This window comes from Hafnia paralvei ATCC 29927 (assembly GCF_001655005.1).
Lineage (GTDB): Bacteria > Pseudomonadota > Gammaproteobacteria > Enterobacterales > Enterobacteriaceae > Hafnia > Hafnia paralvei.
This window is the reverse complement of sequence record NZ_LXET01000063.1, coordinates 1-22,182: the sequence shown is the minus strand read 5'-3', so window position 1 is coordinate 22,182 and position 22,182 is coordinate 1. Positions and strand designations below refer to the sequence as shown.

General features: G+C 49.0%; 17 protein-coding genes and 1 riboswitch. Of the genes, 10 read left to right on the top strand and 7 right to left on the bottom strand.

What is annotated here, in order from left to right; genetic code table 11:
* The first annotated feature begins 204 nt into the window (after nt 1–204).
* On the top strand, nt 205–420 hold the full coding sequence (gene rpmE, locus M988_RS20125; protein WP_004094235.1) for a 50S ribosomal protein L31: 216 nt from the start codon (nt 205–207) through the stop codon (nt 418–420).
* Between the two features lie 256 nt (nt 421–676).
* Here the strand turns inward: rpmE and M988_RS20120 are convergent, their stop codons facing one another.
* The 3 genes from M988_RS20120 to argE form a co-directional block, all read right to left on the bottom strand.
* Nucleotides 677–2,404 (bottom strand): phosphoethanolamine transferase CptA, encoded by a 1,728-nt coding sequence (locus tag M988_RS20120; protein WP_064575484.1) that lies wholly within the window; start codon nt 2,402–2,404, stop codon nt 677–679.
* Between the two features lie 362 nt (nt 2,405–2,766).
* Nucleotides 2,767–5,403: a phosphoenolpyruvate carboxylase gene (gene ppc / locus M988_RS20115; protein ID WP_008815802.1), complete on the bottom strand. Its 2,637-nt coding sequence runs from the start codon at nt 5,401–5,403 to the stop codon at nt 2,767–2,769.
* A 269-nt stretch (nt 5,404–5,672) separates the two neighbouring features.
* Nucleotides 5,673–6,821, bottom strand: coding sequence for an acetylornithine deacetylase (argE, locus tag M988_RS20110; protein WP_169817479.1), 1,149 nt, complete (start codon nt 6,819–6,821; stop codon nt 5,673–5,675).
* A 158-nt stretch (nt 6,822–6,979) separates the two neighbouring features.
* Between argE and argC the strand changes: the two genes are divergently transcribed.
* The 4 genes from argC to argH all read left to right on the top strand — a co-directional run bounded on the left by argC (nt 6,980) and on the right by argH (nt 11,629).
* Nucleotides 6,980–8,002, top strand: coding sequence for an N-acetyl-gamma-glutamyl-phosphate reductase (argC, locus tag M988_RS20105; RefSeq protein WP_064575482.1), 1,023 nt, complete (start codon nt 6,980–6,982; stop codon nt 8,000–8,002).
* A gap of 32 nt (nt 8,003–8,034) precedes the next feature.
* A complete protein-coding gene (gene argB, locus M988_RS20100; protein WP_008815805.1) occupies nt 8,035–8,814 on the top strand; it encodes an acetylglutamate kinase in 780 nt (259 codons plus the stop codon).
* Between the two features lie 70 nt (nt 8,815–8,884).
* Nucleotides 8,885–10,099 (top strand): argininosuccinate synthase, encoded by a 1,215-nt coding sequence (locus M988_RS20095; protein WP_004094246.1) that lies wholly within the window; start codon nt 8,885–8,887, stop codon nt 10,097–10,099.
* Nucleotides 10,100–10,255: 156 nt separating this feature from the next.
* Entirely contained in the window at nt 10,256–11,629 is a 1,374-nt protein-coding gene (argH, locus tag M988_RS20090; RefSeq protein ID WP_008815807.1) for an argininosuccinate lyase, read from the top strand.
* 61 nt (nt 11,630–11,690) lie between these two features.
* Here argH and M988_RS20085 read toward each other — a convergent pair whose 3' ends face one another.
* Nucleotides 11,691–13,139 carry a dihydrolipoyl dehydrogenase gene (locus M988_RS20085; RefSeq protein WP_064575480.1) on the bottom strand — a complete coding sequence of 483 codons (1,449 nt, stop codon included), beginning with the start codon at nt 13,137–13,139 and terminating at the stop codon, nt 11,691–11,693.
* A gap of 89 nt (nt 13,140–13,228) precedes the next feature.
* On the bottom strand, nt 13,229–13,963 hold the full coding sequence (locus M988_RS20080) for a glutathione peroxidase (protein WP_004094255.1): 735 nt from the start codon (nt 13,961–13,963) through the stop codon (nt 13,229–13,231).
* A gap of 151 nt (nt 13,964–14,114) precedes the next feature.
* Between M988_RS20080 and oxyR the strand changes: the two genes are divergently transcribed.
* Nucleotides 14,115–15,041, top strand: coding sequence for a DNA-binding transcriptional regulator OxyR (oxyR, locus tag M988_RS20075; RefSeq protein WP_008815809.1), 927 nt, complete (start codon nt 14,115–14,117; stop codon nt 15,039–15,041).
* Here the strand turns inward: oxyR and sthA are convergent.
* Nucleotides 15,024–16,424, bottom strand: coding sequence for a Si-specific NAD(P)(+) transhydrogenase (sthA, locus tag M988_RS20070; protein ID WP_008815810.1), 1,401 nt, complete (start codon nt 16,422–16,424; stop codon nt 15,024–15,026). The two genes, oxyR and sthA, sit on opposite strands and share 18 nt — an antisense overlap.
* Nucleotides 16,425–16,667: 243 nt before the next feature.
* Here sthA and fabR point away from each other — a divergent pair, with 243 nt between their 5' ends.
* Nucleotides 16,668–17,336, top strand: coding sequence for an HTH-type transcriptional repressor FabR (fabR, locus tag M988_RS20065; protein ID WP_008815811.1), 669 nt, complete (start codon nt 16,668–16,670; stop codon nt 17,334–17,336).
* Nucleotides 17,337–17,357: 21 nt separating this feature from the next.
* Nucleotides 17,358–17,747 carry a YijD family membrane protein gene (locus M988_RS20060; protein ID WP_008815812.1) on the top strand — a complete coding sequence of 130 codons (390 nt, stop codon included), beginning with the start codon at nt 17,358–17,360 and terminating at the stop codon, nt 17,745–17,747.
* Nucleotides 17,748–17,840: 93 nt separating this feature from the next.
* Here the strand turns inward: M988_RS20060 and trmA are convergent, their stop codons facing one another.
* Nucleotides 17,841–18,944 (bottom strand): tRNA (uridine(54)-C5)-methyltransferase TrmA, encoded by a 1,104-nt coding sequence (gene trmA / locus M988_RS20055; protein WP_004094266.1) that lies wholly within the window; start codon nt 18,942–18,944, stop codon nt 17,841–17,843.
* A gap of 120 nt (nt 18,945–19,064) precedes the next feature.
* Nucleotides 19,065–19,259: riboswitch (cobalamin riboswitch) on the top strand.
* 64 nt (nt 19,260–19,323) lie between these two features.
* Here trmA and btuB point away from each other — a divergent pair.
* Both btuB and murI read left to right on the top strand, forming a co-directional pair.
* A complete protein-coding gene (btuB, locus tag M988_RS20050; protein ID WP_008815814.1) occupies nt 19,324–21,228 on the top strand; it encodes a TonB-dependent vitamin B12 receptor BtuB in 1,905 nt (634 codons plus the stop codon).
* Nucleotides 21,173–22,033 carry a glutamate racemase gene (murI, locus tag M988_RS20045; RefSeq protein ID WP_064575478.1) on the top strand — a complete coding sequence of 287 codons (861 nt, stop codon included), beginning with the start codon at nt 21,173–21,175 and terminating at the stop codon, nt 22,031–22,033. Before btuB ends, murI begins: the two co-directional genes overlap by 56 nt.
* Nucleotides 22,034–22,182: the final 149 nt, after the last annotated feature.

Genomic DNA, 22,182 nt, shown 5'->3' with positions numbered 1-22,182 from the left:
TGAACCAGTTTAATTTGCATAACGGCGTTTAAAGGGAGAGGTGGATATAAATAAAGTCAATTGCAATTCGATTGCGGTGTATGTTTGATCCCTGTATAATTCGCCGCCTTTGATAGGCTTTTTATCAAACCAAATTTATCAACCACGCGTGGTGTCTGGCGGAATAGGGCTGGATAGCGACGCGGCCTTAACTGAGGTTATCCCATGAAACAAGGTATCCACCCGAACTACGTTGCAATTACTGCAACTTGCTCTTGCGGCAACGTGATCAAAACTCATTCTACCGCAGGTCGCGACCTGAACCTGGACGTGTGCAGCAACTGCCACCCGTTCTATACTGGCAAGCAGCGTGATGTTGCTACCGGTGGTCGTGTTGACCGCTTCAACAAGCGTTTCAGCGTACCAGGCACTAAGAAGTAATTCTTTTTGCTCAAGAAGAAGGCACCTAAGGGTGCCTTTTTTATTGCTTAAAATTCAATGGTTGATTCGAATGAATCATAAAAAAAGCCCCTTCGAAAAGGGGCTTAGGGCTAATGCCGGTCACTTAAGCGTGATTTTAGGGGAAGAACACCGATGGGGTCGTAGCAGCTTTAGCTGCCGGAGCGCCCCGCGGTGTGCTAGCCCCGTGTATCTCGATCTCTTAAACGATCAGCATTAGGCTTAGGGCTCTTGTTAGTTACTGATTTCCGACTTGGTCGCCAAACGGCAGTTTGTCGTAATCATGCAAACCTTTTTTCTCATAGGGATTGCCGATCCAACGTGTGGTTTCAACAAAGTTCGGATTCACTAAGCTTCTCTCAGGGTTGAACAGATCATATTTCAAACCAGCCAAATCAGACCAAGTATGAATCAACTCAGAGCTGCTGTATTTACGATCGGTCATTGAGGCAAAATCACGAGGATGCGATTGCTGCCAGCTTGGTGACGTCCATAGGATGAACGGAATGCTATACATGTGACGCGTTGGTGACGCTTCGTTACGTCCCTGAATATTGTGCGGCGGAGTGTCATACACTTCCTCACCGTGGTCAGAGAAGTACAGTAAGAAACCGTTTGGATTTGTTGCTGAGTAATCTTTAATCAGGCTAGACACCACATAGTCGTTATACAGATTTGCGTTGTCGTACTGATTATAGGAATCAATCTGATCCTGACTTAAGCCAGGAGGAACATCCTCGGTGCCATTAAATTTATCAAATCCTTCTGGATAGCGGAATTTGTAGTTAATGTGCGTGCCTAGCAAATGCACCACGATAAATTTCTTCGGTGCAGGATCGGCCATCACTTCTTTAAACGGCTGCAACACGTCGCCGTCATACTGTCGGGCACTCTGTGTACGCTGTTGGTTCAGATAATACTGCTTGTCTGTTTGCTGGGAGAACAGCGTCAGCATGGTATTACGCTTGGTCATCGTTTGCTGGTTAGTGATCCAAAACGTTTTATATCCCGCTTGCTTCATCATATTCATCAATGAAGGCTGGGTCAGATACAGATCAGGATTCTTCTCGTTAGCGAACGTCAGAGCTTGCTGCAAGATTTCGATCGTGTAAGGACGAGAAGTGACCACATCGTTGAATACGGTCAGATTCTTGTCTGTCTTGTGCAGTTCATCTAACTGAGGCGTCGTTTCACGCGGATAACCATACAGGCTCATGTGGCCACGTTGGGTCGATTCACCGATCACTAAAACCAGCGTGCGCGGCGCATTGCCACTTGCATCGGTCAGATTTGCCAATGGCGGTAGTGAACTGTTTTCTTTCAGTAACGCTTGCAGACTGGCGAGCTGGCTACGATATTCGAAATAACCAGTGATCATTTGCCACGGAGCGGCTGGCTCCATGCGAGACGTTAAGCGTGGCAGGGAATCTTCAAATGAACGCTTCTGAATCAGCATGTTATAGACCATCGGGTTAACGATAAGGCCATAGAAGATTGCCGCTGGAATAACATATCTCCAGAAAGAGGGGATATAGACAGGGCGAAGGCGTGTCCACAGGAAGACGCAGACAGCGGTATAAGCCAGAAGAATAAGCGCCAGATGCAGGCTGAAATATTGACTGAAGTATTCGCCAGCTTCGCTGGTGTTGGACTCGAACATGACGAACAGAACGCTCTGAGAGAACTCTTGTCCGTAAATAATATAATAGGCTAGTGAACAGATAGAGGCTGCCCACAAAATAATGCCAATAACCGCTGAAATAATGCGGGTTTTGTTCGGGAATAAAAATACAGGAATTAACCAAAGTGAACTATACAGCAAAGAGTCACGAATGCCGTTGGAGCCACTGTAGCCAGTGACAAGAATGACGGCCTGTAAAACAGTAGAGAAAAACCAAAAGAACAGCAGAACCCAGAACAAAGCCTTCCAGCTAAATGCCTTATCTGCATTTGGAGATGAAGTCATATTATTTCAGCCTATCAGAGAATATCACCGCAGGGATGTTAATCATCTAACCTTAAAGGAACCTTAGTTTTTATTAGCGGAATAATGTACCCGCAATAAACCTATGTTTTAAATTTATCTATCGGCATTGCGAGCAAATAGTGAGCACTGCGCAAAACCGAGCAATCTTAGCAATCTTATTTTTTCGTAACAATAGATGCTACAATTTAATAAAAGTTCGTGATGAATTGTTTTTTTTTATAACAGGAAACTATTGATTACAGCAATAGCCCATTGTCAGGGGGGTTATGCGGGAATAATGCCGCTGATCGAGATAGGAAGAAAACGCGCTACCTGAGCGATAGCGCGTTTGGATCGACTGACTAGCCGGTATTACGCATCCCAGCGGCAACGCCGGCGATGGTGACCATCAGTGCTTGTTCAACGTTAGCATCCGGTTCTGACATTGAACGCGAGCGGTGTAGTAATTCTGCCTGCAACACGTTTAATGGATCGGTATACACGTTACGCAACGCTATTGATTCGGCGATCCATGGCAGATCGGCCATCAGATGGTCGTCGTTGGAGATAGTGAGAACGACTTTAATATCTTTGCTTAACTGATCACGCAGTTGTTTACCCAAAGGCCACAGTGCTTCATCCACCAGACGCTGATCGTAGTATTCTGCTAACCAGAGATCTGACTTGGCAAATACCATTTCTAACATCCCAATGCGGGTTGAGAAGAATGGCCAATCGCGACACATAGTCTCCAGCGTTGACTGTTTTCCTCCGTCTACCGCGGCCTGAAGTGCGGCACCGGCTCCCAGCCATGCGGGGAGCATCAGTCGGTTTTGTGTCCAAGCAAAGATCCACGGAATGGCTCGCAGGCTTTCTACGCCGCCATTTGGCTTACGTTTGGCTGGACGTGAACCTAAAGGCAATTTACCCAGCTCGAGTTCAGGTGTCGCTGAGCGGAAATAAGGAACGAAGTCTTTATTTTCACGCACGTAGCCACGATACATATCGCAGGATACATCTGACATTTCATCCATCAGATCGCGCCATTCCTGTTTTGGTGCAGGTGGGGGTAGCAGGTTGGCTTCAAGAATCGCATTGGTATACAGCGATAGGCTACTGATAGTGACCTGTGGCAAACCGAGTTTAAAGCGGATCATCTCACCTTGTTCGGTAACGCGTAGACCCCCTTTCAGGCTTCCCGGCGGTTGTGATAGGAGAGCTGCGTGTGCTGGTGCGCCACCGCGACCAATTGAACCACCGCGTCCGTGGAAAAGCGTTAAGGCGACTCCTGCTTTCTCACAGACGTTAACCAAGGCTTCTTGTGCGCGATACTGTGCCCAAGAAGCGGCCATCACGCCTGCATCTTTCGCGGAGTCGGAATAGCCGATCATCACCATCTGTTTGCCTTGAATAAAGCCGCGATACCAGTCGATGTTCAGTAACTGAGTCATCACATCTTCGGCGTTATTGAGGTCATCAAGGGTTTCGAACAAGGGTGCAACTGGCAGCAGGTAAGGGCAGCCAGCTTCTTTAAGTAATAGGTGTACGGCTAAAACATCCGATGGCGTGCGGGCCATAGAAATTACATAGGCTGCAATTGAGCCCTGCGGCGCTTCGGCAATGACGCTGCAGGTATCAAAGACTTCTTTAGTTTCAGCGCTTGGCTCCCATTGACGAGGAACTAGCGGACGCTTGGAGTTCAGTTCACGGATCAGGAAGGCTTGCTTATCCGCTTCCGACCAGCTTTCGTAATCACCGAGCCCCAGATAGCGAGTCAGTTCTGCCAGCGCTTCCGAGTGGCGTGTGCTCTCTTGGCGCACATCGATACGCACCAGTGGCACGCCAAAGCAATGAACGCGGCGCAGAGTATCTAACAGTTGACCATTGGCAATGATACCCATGCCACAGGCTTTCAATGATTGATAACAAGCATAAAGCGGTTCCCACAGTTGCTCATTTTTTACCAGCAGATTATCGGGACGCGTCACACGTTCACCTTTAATTTTCGCCGCTAGATAAGCTTGAGTTTCGGTCAACTGAGTACGTAGCTTCTTCATCAACTCACGGTATGGTTCTTGAACGTCGTCACCACCGGCCAGTGCACGTAACTCTGGCGTGCATTCAGTCATCGAAAGCTCAGACACCAGCACCGCAATATCGCGCAGGAACAGGTCGGTTGCTTTCCAGCGGCTTAGCAGCAATGCATGGCGAGTGACCTCCGCGGTCACGTTTGGGTTGCCGTCGCGGTCGCCGCCCATCCAAGCGGTAAAGCGAACCGGTACAGCTTCGACAGGGAGCTGATAGCCGAGAGAATTCTCTAACTGCTCGTTGAATTCACGTAGAAATGCAGGAACGCCTTCCCACAGGCTGTTTTCAACGACGGCATAGCCCCATTTAGCTTCGTCGATCGGCGAAGGGCGATTTTTACGAATTTCATCGGTATGCCATGACTGAGCAACCAACTGGCGCAGACGGCGCATGATTTGATTACGTTCGTAGTCAGCCAGATCGCTATGATCGAGCTGGCTCAGGCAATTATTCACCTCAACCAATTTATGGATCAGGGTACGGCGGGTGATTTCGGTTGGGTGTGCAGTGAGAACCAATTCAATGGAGAGCTCATCAACGGCTTTCTTAATCTGCTCGTCGCTGAGATTGTTACTTTTCAAACGGGTGAAAAGCTGGGCCATGACTTCAGGATTGCTTGCCGCTTCACCGTGGGGTGAAATGCTATGATACTGTTCTGCGGTGTTTGTCAGACTCAGGAATTGGCTGAATGCGCGGGCAACCGGCAACAGCTCATCATTCGACAGATTCTGTAGCGTAGTCAGCAGTTCCTGACGGCTCGCATCGTTACCCGAACGTGAGGATTTGGATAATTTACGGATAGTCTCGACACGGTCTAGGATATTTTCGCCCAGCGCTTCCTTTATGGTGTCGCCGAGCAGCTTTCCTAGCATACTGACGTTACTTCGCATTGCCGAATATTGTTCGTTCATAAGACCCCTGACCCCTCCAATATGTAAATTTCTTTCACCCGAAAGGCGTAGACCGCCTCTTTTATAAAGCCACGTTCCATTGTCTACGTCAATTGTCACAATTTATTGCTAAACGACATGAATTTGGTGATTTAACTGAAATTTAATTACACGGTGACGGGAATTAACGTTTCTAATAACAGTTACGTTGCAAACGGCTGCAATAGGGTGACATCGCCGCCGTTTTCACTGTTAAAATTTCATTAAAGCGTCAATTAGCGGTTAATCATTTATCGACAAAAATGATTAACCACCTGACCGATCAATTCACGCGTAGGTTGGATAAATGACGTCGCAAGGAATTCATCGGGTTGATGAGCCTGATCGATAGAGCCCGGCCCTAATACTAGTGTAGGGCAAACTTCCTGAATAAATGGTGCTTCGGTGCAATAGTTCACGACTTCTGCACGTTCGCCTAGTAACCCTTCAATCACCTGAATAAGCGGTGCGTGTACTGGACATTCATAGCCAGGAATCGGTACGTGCAGATGCTCGATAGTTAAACGTCCCGGCCACTTCTCGCTTACCGGTGCCAACGCTTGATTGAGTAACTCATCGATATCGTTGAGCGTCATACCCGGCAGAGGGCGAATATCCATATGCAGCTCACAGCAGGCGCAAATACGATTGGGCGCGTCACCGCCGTGGATGTGTCCGAGGTTCATTGTGGGATAAGGAATGTTAAAAGCATCGTGGTGATAACGGTCTTTGAGCGTATTGCGCAGAGTTAACAGATGCCCGATAGAGTCATGCATTAATTCGATGGCGTTAACGCCACGCGCGGGATCGCTTGAATGGCCCGATTGCCCTGTAATCCTAATGGCTTCCGATAAGTGCCCTTTATGCGCCCGTACAGGCTTGAGAGATGTAGGTTCACCAATGATGGCGCAGTCAGGGCGTAAATGCGTGGTCGCCGCGAAATAGCGTGCGCCAGCCATCGTGGTTTCCTCATCTGCAGTCGCCAAAATATAGAGCGGCTTGCTGAGTTTGCTAGCATCGATGTCGCGAAGCGCATCCAGAATAAAGGCAAAAAAGCCTTTCATATCTGCGGTGCCGAGCCCGTAGAGCTTATTGTCGTGTTCGGTAAGGGTGAAGGGATCGCGTGTCCAGCGACCATCATCAAACGGCACGGTATCCGTATGCCCCGCCAACATTAAGCCACCAGTACCTTGGCCAATACTGGCCAGTAAATTGAATTTGTTACGCGTATGTGGCACAGGTTGAACCTCAACGCGAAAGCCGAGATCGCCAAACCACCCCGCTAGCAAGTTGATTAATGCTTCATTACTTTGATCGAGCGCGCTGTCGGTTGCACTGATGGACGGCGTGGCGATCAAGGCGCGGTACAGCTCAATAAATGGTGGTAATTTCATATTCACTGTTGACAGCCTTTAGTTAGGATAGTATCAATATTCATGCATTATTTATGAATAAAAATACAATAAGCGCTCGCCGAATGAAACTGTAAAAGTTATGATGTGCAGCGCTAAATGTAATATTTACGATCGATGATTAACCAAGAAGGTGGAAACGACAGATGCCTAACGCACAGTCTCAGTTAAACGGGTTAATTGTAGGGGCCAGCGGCTATACCGGCGCGGAACTTGCCGTCTATCTGCAGCGTCACCCTGCTATGAACATAACTGGTTTAACGGTTTCAGCGCAAAGCTCAGATGCAGGAAAGTTACTTTCTGATTTGCATCCGCAGCTGAAAGGCATCGTTGATCTGCCATTGCAGCCTATGGGCGACGTAGCTCAGATGGCAAAAGGTGTTGATGTCGTGTTTCTCGCGACGGCGCACGAAGTTAGCCATGATTTAGCCCCGCAGTTTTTGCAGGCTGGCTGTGTGGTGTTTGATCTTTCCGGTGCATATCGGGTGAATCAGGCGAGTTTTTATCAAGACTATTATGGATTTACACATCAGCACGCCGACTGGCTAGACAAAGCTGTTTATGGTCTGGCGGAGTGGCGGGCTGAATATATCAAACAGGCGCAGCTGGTGGCCGTTCCTGGCTGTTATCCAACGGCATCGCAGCTGGCCTTAAAGCCGCTGATTGATGCGAACCTGCTCGATTTAAATCAATGGCCAGTGATTAACGCCGTCAGCGGTGTCAGCGGAGCGGGGCGGAAAGCCAGCATGACCACGAGTTTTTGCGAAGTGAGCTTGCAGCCCTACGGCATATTTACTCATCGCCATCAGCCAGAAATTGCGACTCACTTGGGAACGCCGGTGATTTTTACACCTCACTTGGGCAATTTCCCGCGCGGAATTTTGGCGACCATCACCTGCAAATTGAGTGTAGGCGTGACGGTCGAGCAGGTAAAAGCTGCCTATCAGCAGGCCTATGCTGAAAAACCATTGGTTCGGGTATATGACCAAGGTGTTCCGGCCATTAAAAACGTAGCGGGGACGCCGTTCTGCGATATTGGTTTTGCTCTACAGGGCGAGCACCTGATTATCGTTTCCGCAGAAGATAATTTACTGAAGGGGGCGGCAGCTCAGGCTGTGCAGTGTATGAATATCCGCTTTGGTTTTAATGAAACACAATCATTGCTGTAACGATGAAACTTAAACTTTAAAAAGAGACTGCTATGAACAATCCATTAATCATCAAGTTAGGTGGGGTTTTGCTGGATAGCGAAGAGGCGATGCAACGCCTGTTTCAGGCTTTGGTTGCTTATCGCCAAAGCCATCAGCGACCGCTGGTGATTGTTCATGGCGGTGGATGCCTAGTTGATGACCTGATGAAACAGCTCCATTTGCCGGTAGTGAAGAAAAATGGCCTGCGCGTAACGCCAGCCGATCAGATAGGCATCATCACGGGGGCGTTGGCGGGGACGGCGAATAAAACTCTGCTGGCCTGTGCCAAAAAACACCATATTTCAGCGGTGGGTTTATCTCTGGGTGACGGCGATATGGTGGAAGTTAGCCAACTGTCGGAAGAACTCGGTCATGTCGGCAAGGCAAAAGCAGGTTCTCCTGCATTGGTGACAACGCTGTTGGCGACGGGCTATTTACCTATCATCAGTTCGGTGGGTATCACGGCTGAAGGTGAGTTAATGAATGTTAATGCAGACCAAGCGGCAACGGCGTTGGCTGCAACGCTGGGGGCCGATCTGATTTTACTGTCGGACGTTAGCGGAATTCTGGATGGCAAAGGGCAGCGCATTGAAGAAATGACGGCAGCTAAAGCCGAACAGCTGATCGCTCAAGGCATTATCACTGATGGAATGGTTGTAAAAGTAAACGCTGCGCTTGATGCCGCTCGGTCTTTGGGAAGACCCGTCGATATTGCAAGCTGGCGACATGCTGAGAAGCTTCCAGCATTGTTTAACGGTGTGCCGGTAGGCACCAGAATTCTCGCGAATTGATTACTCGTCATACTTCAAAAGACCTAATTTAACTGAAAAATTTTAAGTTATTGAGATAAAGGAAAAGACTATGGCAACGCAAGGCATCAGTAAAATCGTTCTGGCTTACTCTGGCGGCTTAGATACTTCGGCAATCATTCCTTGGCTGAAAGAAAACTACGGTGACTGTGAAGTTATCGCATTCGTGGCTGACATTGGCCAAGAGCGTGAAGATTTGGTTGGCGTTGAAGAGAAAGCCCTGCGCTCTGGCGCTTCATCCTGCTACATCGCTGATTTGCGTGAAGAATTCATCAAAGATTATGTTTACCCAGTGCTGAAAACCGGTGCGTTGTATGAAGGCACTTACCTATTGGGTACATCAATGGCGCGTCCACTGATTGCCAAGGCTCAGGTAGAGCTGGCTCTCAAACTGGGTGCAGATGCGCTGTGTCACGGCGCGACGGGTAAAGGTAACGATCAGGTGCGTTTCGAAACGACCTACACCGCATTAGCACCGCAGCTTAAAGTGGTTGCTCCTTGGCGTGAGTGGGATCTACGTTCTCGCGAAGCTCTGCTCGATTATTTAAAAGTGCGTGATATTCCAACGACTGCATCGCTGGAGAAAATCTACAGTCGTGACGCTAACGCGTGGCATATTTCTACTGAAGGTGGTGTGTTGGAAAGCCCGTGGAATGCCGCCAACCAAGATTGCTGGGTATGGACAAATTCACCAGAAGATGCGCCAAATGAGTCTGAATTAGTGACGGTTGGCGTAGAAAAAGGCGAAGTTGTTTCCGTTAATGGTAAGAAGATGAGTCCGTTTGCCTGTTTAGAGGCGCTTAATGTTCTCGGTGCGAAGCATGGTGTTGGCCGTATCGATATTGTAGAGAACCGTCTGGTCGGGATTAAATCTCGTGGCTGCTATGAAACTCCGGGGGGCACGATCATGATGGCGGCTCTACGCGGCGTAGAACAGCTAGTTCTGGATCGCGACAGCTTTAAATGGCGTGAACAATTGGGGCAAGAGATGTCCTACGTGGTTTACGATGGTCGTTGGTTTGCACCGTTGCGTGAGTCAATTCAGGCAGCCGCTGATTCTATCGCTAAAGATGTGAATGGCGAAGTGGTGATTAAGTTGTATAAAGGGCAAGCGACGGCGATTCAGAAAAAATCGGGCAACAGCTTGTATAACGAAGAGTTCGCGACCTTTGGCGAAGATGATGTGTATGACCACAGCCACGCTGGCGGCTTCATTCGTTTATTCTCGTTGTCCTCACGTATCCGTGCGCTGAACGAGAAAAAATAAGTAGGCTATCTTACTTGCGCCATGTTGGGTCGGGCTTCCTTACCCAACAAGGCTGCGACAATAACGCCTATTTACAGTAATACTTTTATTTTGGACGCTTAAATTTTTTGCGGGAATTAAACTTCCGCAAGGTTATTAATCATAACGGAGCATCACATGGCACTATGGGGCGGGCGGTTCAGTCAGGCGGCAGACCAGCGGTTTAAGCAATTCAATGACTCACTGCGGTTTGATTACCGATTGGCTGAGCAGGATATTACCGGCTCAGTGGCATGGTCAAAGGCTCTGGTCACCGTCAATGTATTAACGGTGGAAGAACAGCAGAAGTTGGAAGATGCATTAGGGATTTTACTTGAGGAAGTTCAAGCGGATCCAGAAGCCATTTTAGCCAGCGACGCCGAAGATATTCATAGCTGGGTCGAAACCCAACTGATCAATAAAGTGGGCGATTTAGGTAAAAAATTGCACACTGGCCGCAGCCGTAACGATCAGGTCGCGACGGACTTGAAGCTGTGGTGTAAAAATGAAATTGGTGAGTTATTACAGGCTGTGCAGCAATTGCAGCAGGCGCTGATAGTCACGGCGGAAGCCAATCAGGACGCAGTGATGCCGGGTTACACCCATCTTCAACGTGCACAACCGGTGACCTTTGCTCACTGGTGTTTAGCCTATGCCGAAATGCTGGCGCGTGATGAAAGCCGTTTGCACGATACGCTGAAACGTTTGGATGTTAGCCCGTTAGGGTGTGGGGCTTTGGCGGGTACCGCTTATCCTATCGATCGCGAGCAACTGGCCGGGTGGTTAGGTTTTTCAAGCGCCACGCGCAACAGTTTAGATAGCGTTTCCGATCGCGATCATGTGTTGGAATTGCTCTCTGACGCGTCTATCGGCATGGTTCATCTGTCACGATTTGCAGAAGATTTGATCTTCTTTAACAGCGGTGAAGCCAATTTTGTTGAATTGTCAGATCGCGTGACGTCAGGTTCGTCTCTCATGCCACAGAAGAAAAACCCCGATGCGCTGGAGCTTATCCGTGGCAAATGTGGCCGCGTGCAGGGCGCGTTGACCGGTATGATGATGACGTTGAAAGGCCTGCCCTTGGCTTACAACAAAGATATGCAAGAAGACAAAGAAGGTCTGTTTGATGCTCTGGATACGTGGATGGACTGTCTGCATATGGCGGCTTTAGTCTTGGACGGGATTCAGGTTAAACGCCCTCGTTGTCAGGAAGCGGCTGAGCAAGGCTATGCAAACGCCACCGAACTGGCGGATTATCTCGTGGCGAAAGGTGTTCCTTTCCGCGAGGCTCATCATATTGTGGGCGAAGCGGTAGTCGGTGCTATCAAACAGGGCAAAGCTTTGGAGGCATTAAGCCTTAGCGAGCTGCAAAAATTCAGCAGTGTGATTGGTGACGACGTTTATCCTATTCTGTCGCTGCAATCTTGCTTAGATAAGCGAAGTGCCAAAGGAGGCGTATCTCCACATCAGGTGGCTCAGGCCATTGCCGACGCAAAACAGCGTTTGCTATAACGCCTTTAGCACCATAGAAAAAAACCGGGCAATGCCCGGTTTTAATACAAATGCAGCGAGGTTATTCGCCCGGACAGCGCATGCAACGCTCTGTTTCGGTATCCCCGATACGCAACTTACTTTGTAAATCACGCAGAGCGGTACGCAGCCCTTCTTCAATCACGGGATGGTAGAACGGCATATCCAACATTTGATCAATGGTCATACCTTGCTGATGCGCCCATGCCAGCAGATGTGCAATGTGCTCAACTTCAGGTCCCATCATTTCAGCGCCGAGGAACTTGCCAGTGCCTTGTTCGCCATAAACGTGCAATAGACCTTTGTTGCGTAGCATTACGCGAGAACGCCCCTGATTTTCAAAGGACACCTCTCCCACTTCGAAGCAGCCGCAGGCGCCATATTTTTGGCTTAGCTCGCGGTAGGTTGAACCTACCATCGCAATCTGCGGATCAGAGAAAACGACAGAAATGGAGCTCCGGCGTAAGCCGGGCTTGATTTCTGGATAGCTTCCTGCGTTATCCCCAGCAATACGAGCCTGATCGCTGGCTTCATGCAACAGTGGTAGCTGGTTACTGGCATCACCGGCGATAAAGATATGCGGCACGCTGGTTTGCATTGTTAATCTATCGGCCACCGGAACACCGCGAGCGTCTAGCTCCAGAGAGGTGTTTTCAATCGCCAGATTATCTACGTTTGGACGGCGCCCGGTCGCGGCTAGTACGTAGTCGACCATGATTTCCTGCGGTTTGCCGTCTAAATCCTGATAGCGGATAAATACGCGATCGCCTTCGCGCTGCATGATTTCTACTTTCACATCAGGATCAAGATAGAACTCTTCGCCCAGGGCACGACGGGCGTAGTCACGTACGTCACTATCGGTTAACGGCCCTACTGCGCCGCCAACGCCAAATACTTTTACTTGCACGCCTAAACGATGGAGCGCTTGTCCCAACTCCAAACCGATAACGCCGGGGCCAAATACGGCTACGGATTTAGGCAGGTCATTCCAGTTAAAGACGTCATCGTTAATGATGAGCCGATCGCCTAGCTCATTCCACGGCGCCGGCCATGTTGGGCGGGAACCTGTTGCTATCACGATGCGTTTTGCGACGATGCGTGTGTGATCGTTAACCTGCAAAGTATTGTCATCAATAAAACGGGCATAGCCGAGAATTTTGTCGCTGTCAGGAATACTGATGACGCCTTCCATCACAAAACCCACGAAGCGGTCGCGTTCACGCTTAACGCGGGCCATCACTTCGCGGCCATCAATCTTGATTTCGCCTTGCGGATGAACCCCAAAGCCAGGAGCCCGTTCAATTTGATGCACGGCTTCGGCTGCAGCGATCAATAATTTTGAAGGCATACAACCCACGCGCGCACAGGTTGTACCGAATGGGCCACCTTCGATCATAACTACGCTTGGCGTTGAGAGTTTGGCTGCGCGATAGGCACCTAAGCCAGCAGTTCCGCCGCCGATAACGGCTACGTCAACATTGAGTTCTTTCATCAAGCTATCTCCTGAAACCGGAAAAAAGGCGGGACGAGCCCGCCAAAGTGTTGGCTTTCTTTTTTTATAATAACGACTACTGCAGGTTATTAGGCTTGTTGCAGGTAGACCTCTAAGTCATCACTGCCGCCGATATGTTGCCCACCAATGTAAACTTGTGGAACAGTAGCGCGACCCGTTACAGCGCGCAGGCTAACGGTCGTTGCATCTTTACCCAGCACGATTTCTTCGTATTGAATACCGCGGTCTTGCAGCATTTGCTTCGCTTTAGCGCAGTATGGGCAACCTGGTTTAGTGAACAGGGAAACAGATGCCTGTACTTTGAAATCGGGAGCCAGATACTTCAGCATGGTATCGGCATCAGAAACTTCAAATGGGTCGCCTGGTTTGTTTGGTTCAACAAACATTTTTTCTACCACGCCGTTGCGAACTAGCATGGAGTAACGCCATGAGCGTGGGCCGAAACCAAGGTCAGCTTTTTCAACCAACATGTTCATGCCCTTGGTGAATTCGCCATTACCGTCTGGAACGAAAGTAATGTGCTCAGCTTTTTGATCGGCCTTCCAAGCATTCATTACGAAGGTATCGTTCACAGAAACACACAGAATGCTGTCGACGCCTTTTTCATGGAAAATCGGAGCCAGCTCGTTATAGCGTGGTAGGTGGCTAGATGAGCAGGTCGGAGTGAATGCGCCCGGCAGAGAAAATACGATAACGGTTTTGTCTTTGAACAGGTCATCGGTAGTGACGTCAATCCACTGGTCGCCCTGACGGGTGTGGAAAGTTACCTGCGGAATTTTCTTACCTTCTTGGCTAGTAAACATGGATTAACCCTTTAATTATTAGATTAAAAATCACTGGTGTTGGCATATCGCCGTTCGTTGATGGACATTATTCACTCTTAGGCTTGATAGTTCTAATCGTTCATTGCTATCTTATTTATCGCCATGAGCTATCATGGCTCGGAGGATAAAAATGAATATTCGAGATTTGGAATACTTAGTGGCGCTGTCTGAACACCGCCATTTTCGCCGTGCGGCGGATTCATGCCATGTCAGCCAGCCCACGTTGAGTGGTCAGATTCGTAAGCTGGAAGATGAACTGGGCGTGATGCTTCTGGAGCGAACAAGCCGTAAAGTGTTGTTCACTCAGGCAGGTTTATTGCTGGTTGATCAAGCGCGTACGGTGCTGCGGGAAGTGAAAGTTCTTAAAGAAATGGCTAGCCAGCAGGGAGAAGCGATGTCCGGCCCTCTGCATATTGGCTTGATCCCGACCGTCGCACCGTATTTGCTGCCACAGATTATTCCCACACTGCACCAAACCTTCCCGAAGCTGGAGATGTATCTGCATGAAGCGCAGACCCAGCAACTGCTGGCGCAACTGGACAGCGGTAAACTGGACTGTGCAATTTTGGCATTAGTGAAAGAGACAGAAGCTTTTATCGAAGTCCCATTGTTCGATGAGCCAATGAAACTCGCGGTGTATAACGGACATCCTCTGGCAAGCAAAGACAAAATTGCTATGTCCGAACTGTCTGGTGAACATCTGTTGATGCTGGAAGATGGGCACTGCTTACGCGATCAGGCGATGGGTTTTTGTTTCCAAGCTGGGGCGGATGAAGATACGCATTTCCGTGCAACCAGTCTGGAGACTTTACGCAATATGGTGGCGGCAGGAAGCGGTATTACTTTGCTGCCAGCATTGGCGGTTCCGCCAGAGCGTGAACGTGATGGTATTTGCTATCTGCAATGTTACAAACCAGAGCCAAAACGTACTATTGCGCTAGTTTATCGTCCGGGGTCTCCGCTGCGAGCGCGTTACGAGCAGCTCGCGGAAGTGATCCGCGAGCATATGCAAGGCGTGATGAAACAGCAGTGCAGTGTTCTAGAACAGGCGGTTTAACCCATTAAGTGCCGCGACGCGATAGGCTTCAGCCATGGTTGGATAGTTGAAGGTAGTATTCACGAAATACTCAATGGTATTACCTTCTCCTTTTTGTTCCATGATTGCCTGACCGATATGGATGATCTCGGCGGCACGCTCGCCAAAACAGTGGATCCCCAAGATCTGTTTAGTTTCTCGGTGGAACAAGATTTTTAGACTTCCCACGCTCATGCCGGCAATTTGCGCGCGAGCCAGATGCTTAAACTGCGCACGGCCAACCTCATACGGCACTTTCATTGCTGTGAGTTCCTGTTCAGTTTTGCCCACTGAGCTGATTTCAGGAATGGTATAAATCCCTGTTGGGATATCTTCTACCAGATGTACGTTGGCTTCGCCTTGCATAATGGCCTGGGCCGCGATACGTCCCTGATCGTATGCCGCAGAAGCTAAACTTGGGTAGCCAATAACATCGCCGACGGCATAGATATGCGAGATTGCCGTTTGGTACATGCTGTTGACCTTCAGAAGGCCGCGCCCATCCGCCTCAAGCCCCACATTTTCCAGCTTCAATGCGTCGGTGTTCCCGGTACGCCCGTTGGCATACAGCAGGCAATCCGCTTTGACTTTTTTACCGGACTTGAGATGCATGATGACGCCGTCCTCTACGCCCTCAATTTGCTCAAATTCTTCGTTGTGGCGAATAACGACGCCATTGTTCCAGAAATGGTAAGAGAGTGCGTCTGACATTTCTTGATCGAGGAATGCCAGTAAACGGTCGCGTGTGTTGACGAGATCGACTTTTACGCTCAAACCACGGAAGATCGAGGCATATTCGCAGCCAATTACCCCAGCTCCGTAAATAATGATGTGCTGTGGTTCATGGTTAAGTTGCAGAATGGAATCGCTATCGTAAATTCGTGGATGTTTGAAATCGACACCTGATGGATGATACGGACGTGAACCACAGGCAATGATGATATTTTTTGCACTTAGGGTGTCACGAGTTCCATCGGGATAGCTGACGCTGATGGTATTGGCGTCAATAAACTCAGCGTCACCAGAAAACAACTGGCAATGGTTGCGCTCGTAAAAACCCTGACGCATCCGAGTTTGCTGATTAATCACGCTATCGGCATGGCGCAAAATATCGGGGAAAGTGGATTTAAGAATTCGGGAGTTGTCGCTGTAAAGAGGATTCTGGTTAAATTCGATAATGCGGCTAACGGCGTGGCGAAGTGCTTTTGATGGGATAGTGCCCCAGTGGGTACATCCGCCGCCGACGCTAAAATGCCGTTCTATTACGGCAACCCGCGCGCCTTGTTTTACCAGCCCCATGGCGGCGCCTTCACCACCGGGACCTGAGCCAATGACTATGGCATCAAAAGAATAGTGCTGTTGCATGTAGGGTAGGCCTTTCTTATACAAAAATATAACGTTACCTTAACATAATAACAAGGTATCCCCAATCACCCCTATGCTTTTCGTGGCAATTCCCCTCCTATTTTTGTCATCCTAGCTATACAGTTCACAAGGTCATAGAGGTATGGTTGGGGTAAAGTTTGATATAGTGGCGTTTAACCACCGTATCAAAATCTTAAAAAACCTACGGTGGAAGAAGAAACTTACATTTAACCGGATATTAATATGGGCGTCAGAGCGCAACAAAAAGAACGAACTCGTCGTTCACTGATAGAGGCCGCTTTTAATCAGCTTAGCGCTGAGCGGAGCTTTGCGAGTTTGAGCCTGCGTGAAGTATCTCGGGAGGCCGGTATTGCGCCTACTTCCTTCTATCGCCATTTTCGCGATGTGGATGAGTTAGGATTAACGATGGTGGATGAAAGCGGGTTGATGCTGCGTCAGCTAATGCGTCAGGCTCGTCAGCGTATCGCCAAAGGGGGCAGCGTTATCCGCACTTCGGTGGCGACTTTTATGGAATTCATCGGCAATAACCCGAATGCTTTTCGGCTGTTATTGCGGGAACGTTCCGGCACCTCGGCTGCGTTTCGTGCTGCAGTTCAGCGTGAAGTTCAGCATTTTATTGCGGAACTTGCAGACTATCTTGAAATCGAAAATCACATGCCGCGTAGCTTTACCGAAGCTCAGGCCGAGGCAATGGTGACCATCGTATTTAGTGCGGGTGCCGAAGCGTTAGATATTGATATGGAACACCGTCGTTTGTTGGAAGAACGTTTAGTGTTGCAATTGCGGATGATTTCCAAGGGCGCTTATTATTGGTACCGCCGTGAGCAAGAAAAAGCACATATAGCGCATTTACATGAAAATGTCGGGCAGCAGGCTCAGCCTCAGGAATAAATTTAAAGCATAGGGTTGGTCATGATCAAAAGTCGTTTGGATGTGGGAACATTAGTTCTGTCTTTGGTTGCTGGGCTTTCTATCAGCGGTTCCTTTGCCGCATTATTTAGCTCTGTCGTGCCGTTTTCGGTGTTTCCGCTGTTAGCGCTGGTTTTATCTGTTTATTGCCTGCATCAGCGCTATCTGAACTGCTCAATGCCTGAAGGCATGCCGGTTCTCTCTTCTTCATGTTTTTTGCTTGGCCTACTGATGTATAGCGCCATTGTGCGTGTAGAGTATCCAGAAATCGGCTCCAACTTTATGCCAACTATCCTGTGTATTGTTTTGGTCTTTTGGATTGCCTATCGCATCAAGGCATTCAAGAAAAATGCCGAGCCGGATAGTGACAAAGACTTCCACGATCCTGAGTGACGTCCGCGTAATAACCGCAGATGATTTATAGATGACTTATATAAGAAAGGCAGCCGTTTGGCTGCCTTTTTGCATTCAATGATGAGCCTGAAATTAACGACGCTTTTCCAGCAATACGCCACATTCCATATGATGGGTGTATGGGAACTGATCGAACAACGCTAAGCGTTTTACCTGATGGGTTTCGTGCAGCGTTTCCAAATTGGCACTCAGCGTTTCAGGGTTGCAGGAGATATACAGAATGCGCGGATAGGCCTGCACCATACGTAATGTATCGTCATCTAAGCCGCTGCGCGGTGGATCAACAAAAATGGTTTCACACTGGTAGCTTTTTAGGTCAATGCCCTCCAAGCGTTTAAATTCGCGCACGCCGTTCATTGCCTGAGTAAAGTCTTCAGCCGCCATGCGAATGATCTGTACGTTATCAATGTGGTTGGCGGAAATATTAAACTGTGCAGCCGCGACAGAAGGCTTAGCAATTTCGGTGGCTAATACGCGGTTAAAATTACGCGCCAGTGCAAGAGAGAAGTTGCCGTTACCACAGTACAGTTCCAGCAGATCGCCCTTAGAATCCTTCGTGACGTCTAGTGCCCATTCGAGCATTTTGATGTTCACCGCGGCATTAGGCTGAGTAAAGCTATTTTCTACCTGACGATAGACCATGTCGCGACCGGCAACCGGCAGGCACTCATCGACATAATCCTGATCTAAACAGATTTTGGTTTTGGTCGCTCGGCCAATCAGCTGTATGTCAAAACCTTGAGTCCGCAGGCGATCGCGTAGCGCTTCGGCCTGTGCTTTCCATTCCTCATCCAGCTTGCGGTGATAAAGAAGAGAAACCACGACTTTATTGTTCATCGTCGACAGATAGTCGATCTGGAACAGTTTAAAGCGCAAAACCTGATTGGGACGCAGTTCATCCATCATGACGGTCATCAAACGGTTGATCAGTTCACTTGCTGCTGGGAACTGATCAACACGAATTCGCTGCTTCGTCTGCTGATCGAACATGATGTGGTAAAGATCGGACTCATCATGCCATACGCGAAACTCGGCGCGCATACGGTAATGGCTGGCCGGTGAGCGAAATGCCTCGATCTCAGGCGCCGCAAACGGGGTCATCATGTTGGCCAGTCGGGTGATCTTCTCCGTGAGTTGGGCATCATATTGATCGGTTGGCAGCGTATTTGGGGTCATGGCATTTCTCACTAGCGTAATAATAGAGGGGCGATTGTAGGCGATGGAATAATGATGTCCAGCTCTGTGACTTATTCTATCTCGTCATCATAGAAGTCTAGACATCTGAATAGGTTTTCACTTAGCATGGCGGCCCGGTCTCCAGTGGAGAGTGAAAAGGGAATCCGGTTTGAATCCGGAGCTGACGCGCAGCGGTATGGGGAAGTCACGGCGATATTTTGACACTGTCATTGCAGATGGGAAGTCATCGCCCGGTGCGTATTGGAAGATACGCAAATCCTAAGCCCGAAGACCTGCCGGAATACGTCGCTTCACGTGGTTTTCGCGAATTAACGCCACGGCTCGCGGCATCCTGCCAATTAAGTTTGGATGCTTTTGCATGACTATAAAAAAAAATGCGCTGATGGCAGCTTTGTCTGTCACCGCTTTCTCCGGTTGGGCGCAAGATACTTCTGACACACGTTCTGATTCATCTGCAAATAGTAATGATGATGTAGTCGTAACCGCCTCACGCTTTGCTCAACCGGTATCAACCGTGTTGGCACCGACGGATATTGTCACCCGAGACGATATCGACCGTTGGCAGGCTAAAACACTAAACGATGTTATGCGCCGCTTACCCGGTGTGGATATCGTGCAGAATGGCGGGATGGGGCAGAGTTCAACAATGTATATCCGTGGCACCAGTGCGAGTCAGGTCTTAGTGCTGGTGGATGGTATTCCTGTTGCGCGCCCAGGGATTTCAAATACTGCTGATTTCAACCAAATCCCAATTTCTTTGGTTCAACGAGTTGAGTATATAAGAGGGCCTCGCTCGGCGGTGTATGGTTCTGGTGCTATGGGTGGCGTAATCAACGTGATTACACAAACAGACAAAGAAGGCGCGCAGATCAATGCTGGTGTGGGGTCCAAAGGGTTCCAGCAGTACGACGGCAGTGTTCGTCAGAAAGTGAGTGATAATACTAAAGTCACTTTGGCTGGTTCTTATGAAAGCACCAAGGGTTTTAATGTGCAGCCGGGCTCAACCTATGCGCCAGATCGTGACGATGACGGCTACCGTAACAAAACCTTCTGGGGCGGCGTAGACCACCAATTTAGCAACGAGCTTTCTGGTTTTGCCCGTGGTTACGGGTACACCAATAACAGTGATTATGACTTAGGTAGCCCGCCATTCACGCCAGCCTATAGTGCTAATGAAGGCCAAACCTACAACCATACCTATGATGCCGGACTACGCTTTTTGTCGGGTGCATATTCTTCTCAACTGACAGGTAGTTATCAGAAGGTTAAAGATTACAATTACAGCAGTGAATATGGTCGCTACCATGATGGTTCCACCCTTGACGATATGGATCAGCGTAATATCCAGTGGGGTAATACCTATAGTCTCGAACACGGGCAAATCAGTGCTGGCGTGGATTGGCAGCAGCAGCGTCTAACGTCTTCTGACACGAGTAAGTCTGATATCTACAAACGCGACAACACGGGGCTATACCTTAGTGGTCAGCAAAAGCTAGGGGACGTCACGGTGGAAGCCTCTGGGCGTGAAGATAAAGATGAACAGTTTGGCTGGCATGGTACATGGCAAACCGCGGCCGGTTGGGAGTTCACGCCAGGTTATAGAACTACCCTATCTTATGGCACCGGATTCTTGGCTCCATCCCTTGGGCAGCAGTTTGGATCAACACGTTTTAACATTGATTCCAATCCAAATCTGAAACCAGAAGCCTCCAAGCAATGGGAAGCTGGGCTCGAAGGGTTAACGGGGCCGCTTGACTGGCGGTTATCGGCGTATCATTACAAAATAGAGAATCTGATTACTTACTATAGTGCGCCTAATGCCAATGCAGGCAGCTATGACAATATCGATTCTGCAACCATTAAAGGTGTGGAGTGGACAGGAAGTATCGATACCGGCATTTTTACCCATCAGGTAACCTTGCAGTACATGGATCCACGCAATGACAAAACGGATGAGGTATTAGCGCGTCGCGCGAAGCGACAGGCAAAATATCAGCTCGATTGGACGATGTTTAACGTTGATATGGACGTTTCATACCAATATTATGGGCGCCGTTATGACAATAACACTTCGAAGTACAACACCACACAGCAGGTGTTGCCAAGTTACAGCACAGTTGATATTTCTGCTTCCTATCCGGTTACGTCTCATCTCACAGTTCGTGGTAGAATCGCCAACCTGTTAGATAAAGATTATGAAACGGCTTATGGCTACCAAACCGCAGGTAGAGAATATTATCTCACCGGTAGTTACACCTTCTAATGATGTAGCGACTGCCAAACCTACTGCGCTAGTTTTCGATTCCGGCGTGGGTGGGTTATCTGTATATCAGGAGATCCGCAGTTTGCTGCCGGATCTCCATTACATCTATGCATTCGACAATCAGGGATTCCCCTATGGGGAAAAAGATGAGGCGTTCATTATCGAGCGTGTCGTCAAAACCGTTGCCGAAGTGCAAAAGCGCCATCCTCTCTCTATTGTCATCATCGCGTGCAACACGGCGAGTACTATTACGCTTCCCGCATTGCGTGAGCGTTTTAGCTTTCCGATTGTGGGTGTGGTGCCAGCGATTAAACCCGCAGCGAAGTTAACACGTAATGGCGTTGTCGGACTCTTGGCAACCAAGGCGACGGTGCAGCGTTCATACACTCACGATCTCATTGCCCGTTTTGCGACAGACTGTGATATCAAAATGCTTGGCTCTTCTGAGCTGGTGGTACTCGCTGAAGCGAAGTTACATGGTGAAGTGATTGATCATGCCGTATTGAAGAAAATTCTACGCCCATGGCTGTCAATGGCAGAGCCGCCAGACACTGTAGTTTTAGGATGCACACATTTTCCTTTACTGCGCGAGGAGTTGGCTGCGGTACTGCCCGATGGAACACGGTTGGTCGATTCTGGTGCCGCTATTGCTCGCCGAGTTGCTTGGCTGGTTGCAAACCAAGAAAATACATTGAGTACAGAAGATGATGTGGCATATGCCACGAAAACGAATAGCGATACTGAGGCACTTTTGCCCGTATTGCACCGTATGGGCTTCTCAGAGCTACGAGAATTGAGTATTTAGTCTCCAAATTTACGGTTTCTGATGAAAACTTGCGCGGTTGAAAAGTTTTTTGTAATTAGGGGTTGTCAGCCGTTCAGAAGTCCCTATAATGCGCCACCACTGACCGGGAACAACGACGCAAACGTCGCTCGGTGAGGAAGAGAAAAGCA

Bases quoted from the DNA above. Each gene is read 5' to 3' on its own strand.
- rpmE (WP_004094235.1), top strand. From the start codon at position 205: ATGAAACAAGGTATCCACCCGAACTACGTTGCAATTACTGCAACTTGC.
- M988_RS20120 (WP_064575484.1), bottom strand. From the start codon at position 2,404: ATGACTTCATCTCCAAATGCAGATAAGGCATTTAGCTGGAAGGCTTTG.
- ppc (WP_008815802.1), bottom strand. From the start codon at position 5,403: ATGAACGAACAATATTCGGCAATGCGAAGTAACGTCAGTATGCTAGGA.
- argC (WP_064575482.1), top strand. From the start codon at position 6,980: ATGCCTAACGCACAGTCTCAGTTAAACGGGTTAATTGTAGGGGCCAGC.
- argB (WP_008815805.1), top strand. From the start codon at position 8,035: ATGAACAATCCATTAATCATCAAGTTAGGTGGGGTTTTGCTGGATAGC.
- M988_RS20095 (WP_004094246.1), top strand. From the start codon at position 8,885: ATGGCAACGCAAGGCATCAGTAAAATCGTTCTGGCTTACTCTGGCGGC.
- argH (WP_008815807.1), top strand. From the start codon at position 10,256: ATGGCACTATGGGGCGGGCGGTTCAGTCAGGCGGCAGACCAGCGGTTT.
- M988_RS20085 (WP_064575480.1), bottom strand. From the start codon at position 13,139: ATGAAAGAACTCAATGTTGACGTAGCCGTTATCGGCGGCGGAACTGCT.
- M988_RS20080 (WP_004094255.1), bottom strand. From the start codon at position 13,963: ATGTTTACTAGCCAAGAAGGTAAGAAAATTCCGCAGGTAACTTTCCAC.
- oxyR (WP_008815809.1), top strand. From the start codon at position 14,115: ATGAATATTCGAGATTTGGAATACTTAGTGGCGCTGTCTGAACACCGC.
- sthA (WP_008815810.1), bottom strand. From the start codon at position 16,424: ATGCAACAGCACTATTCTTTTGATGCCATAGTCATTGGCTCAGGTCCC.
- fabR (WP_008815811.1), top strand. From the start codon at position 16,668: ATGGGCGTCAGAGCGCAACAAAAAGAACGAACTCGTCGTTCACTGATA.
- M988_RS20060 (WP_008815812.1), top strand. From the start codon at position 17,358: ATGATCAAAAGTCGTTTGGATGTGGGAACATTAGTTCTGTCTTTGGTT.
- trmA (WP_004094266.1), bottom strand. From the start codon at position 18,944: ATGACCCCAAATACGCTGCCAACCGATCAATATGATGCCCAACTCACG.
- btuB (WP_008815814.1), top strand. From the start codon at position 19,324: ATGACTATAAAAAAAAATGCGCTGATGGCAGCTTTGTCTGTCACCGCT.
- murI (WP_064575478.1), top strand. From the start codon at position 21,173: ATGGCTACCAAACCGCAGGTAGAGAATATTATCTCACCGGTAGTTACA.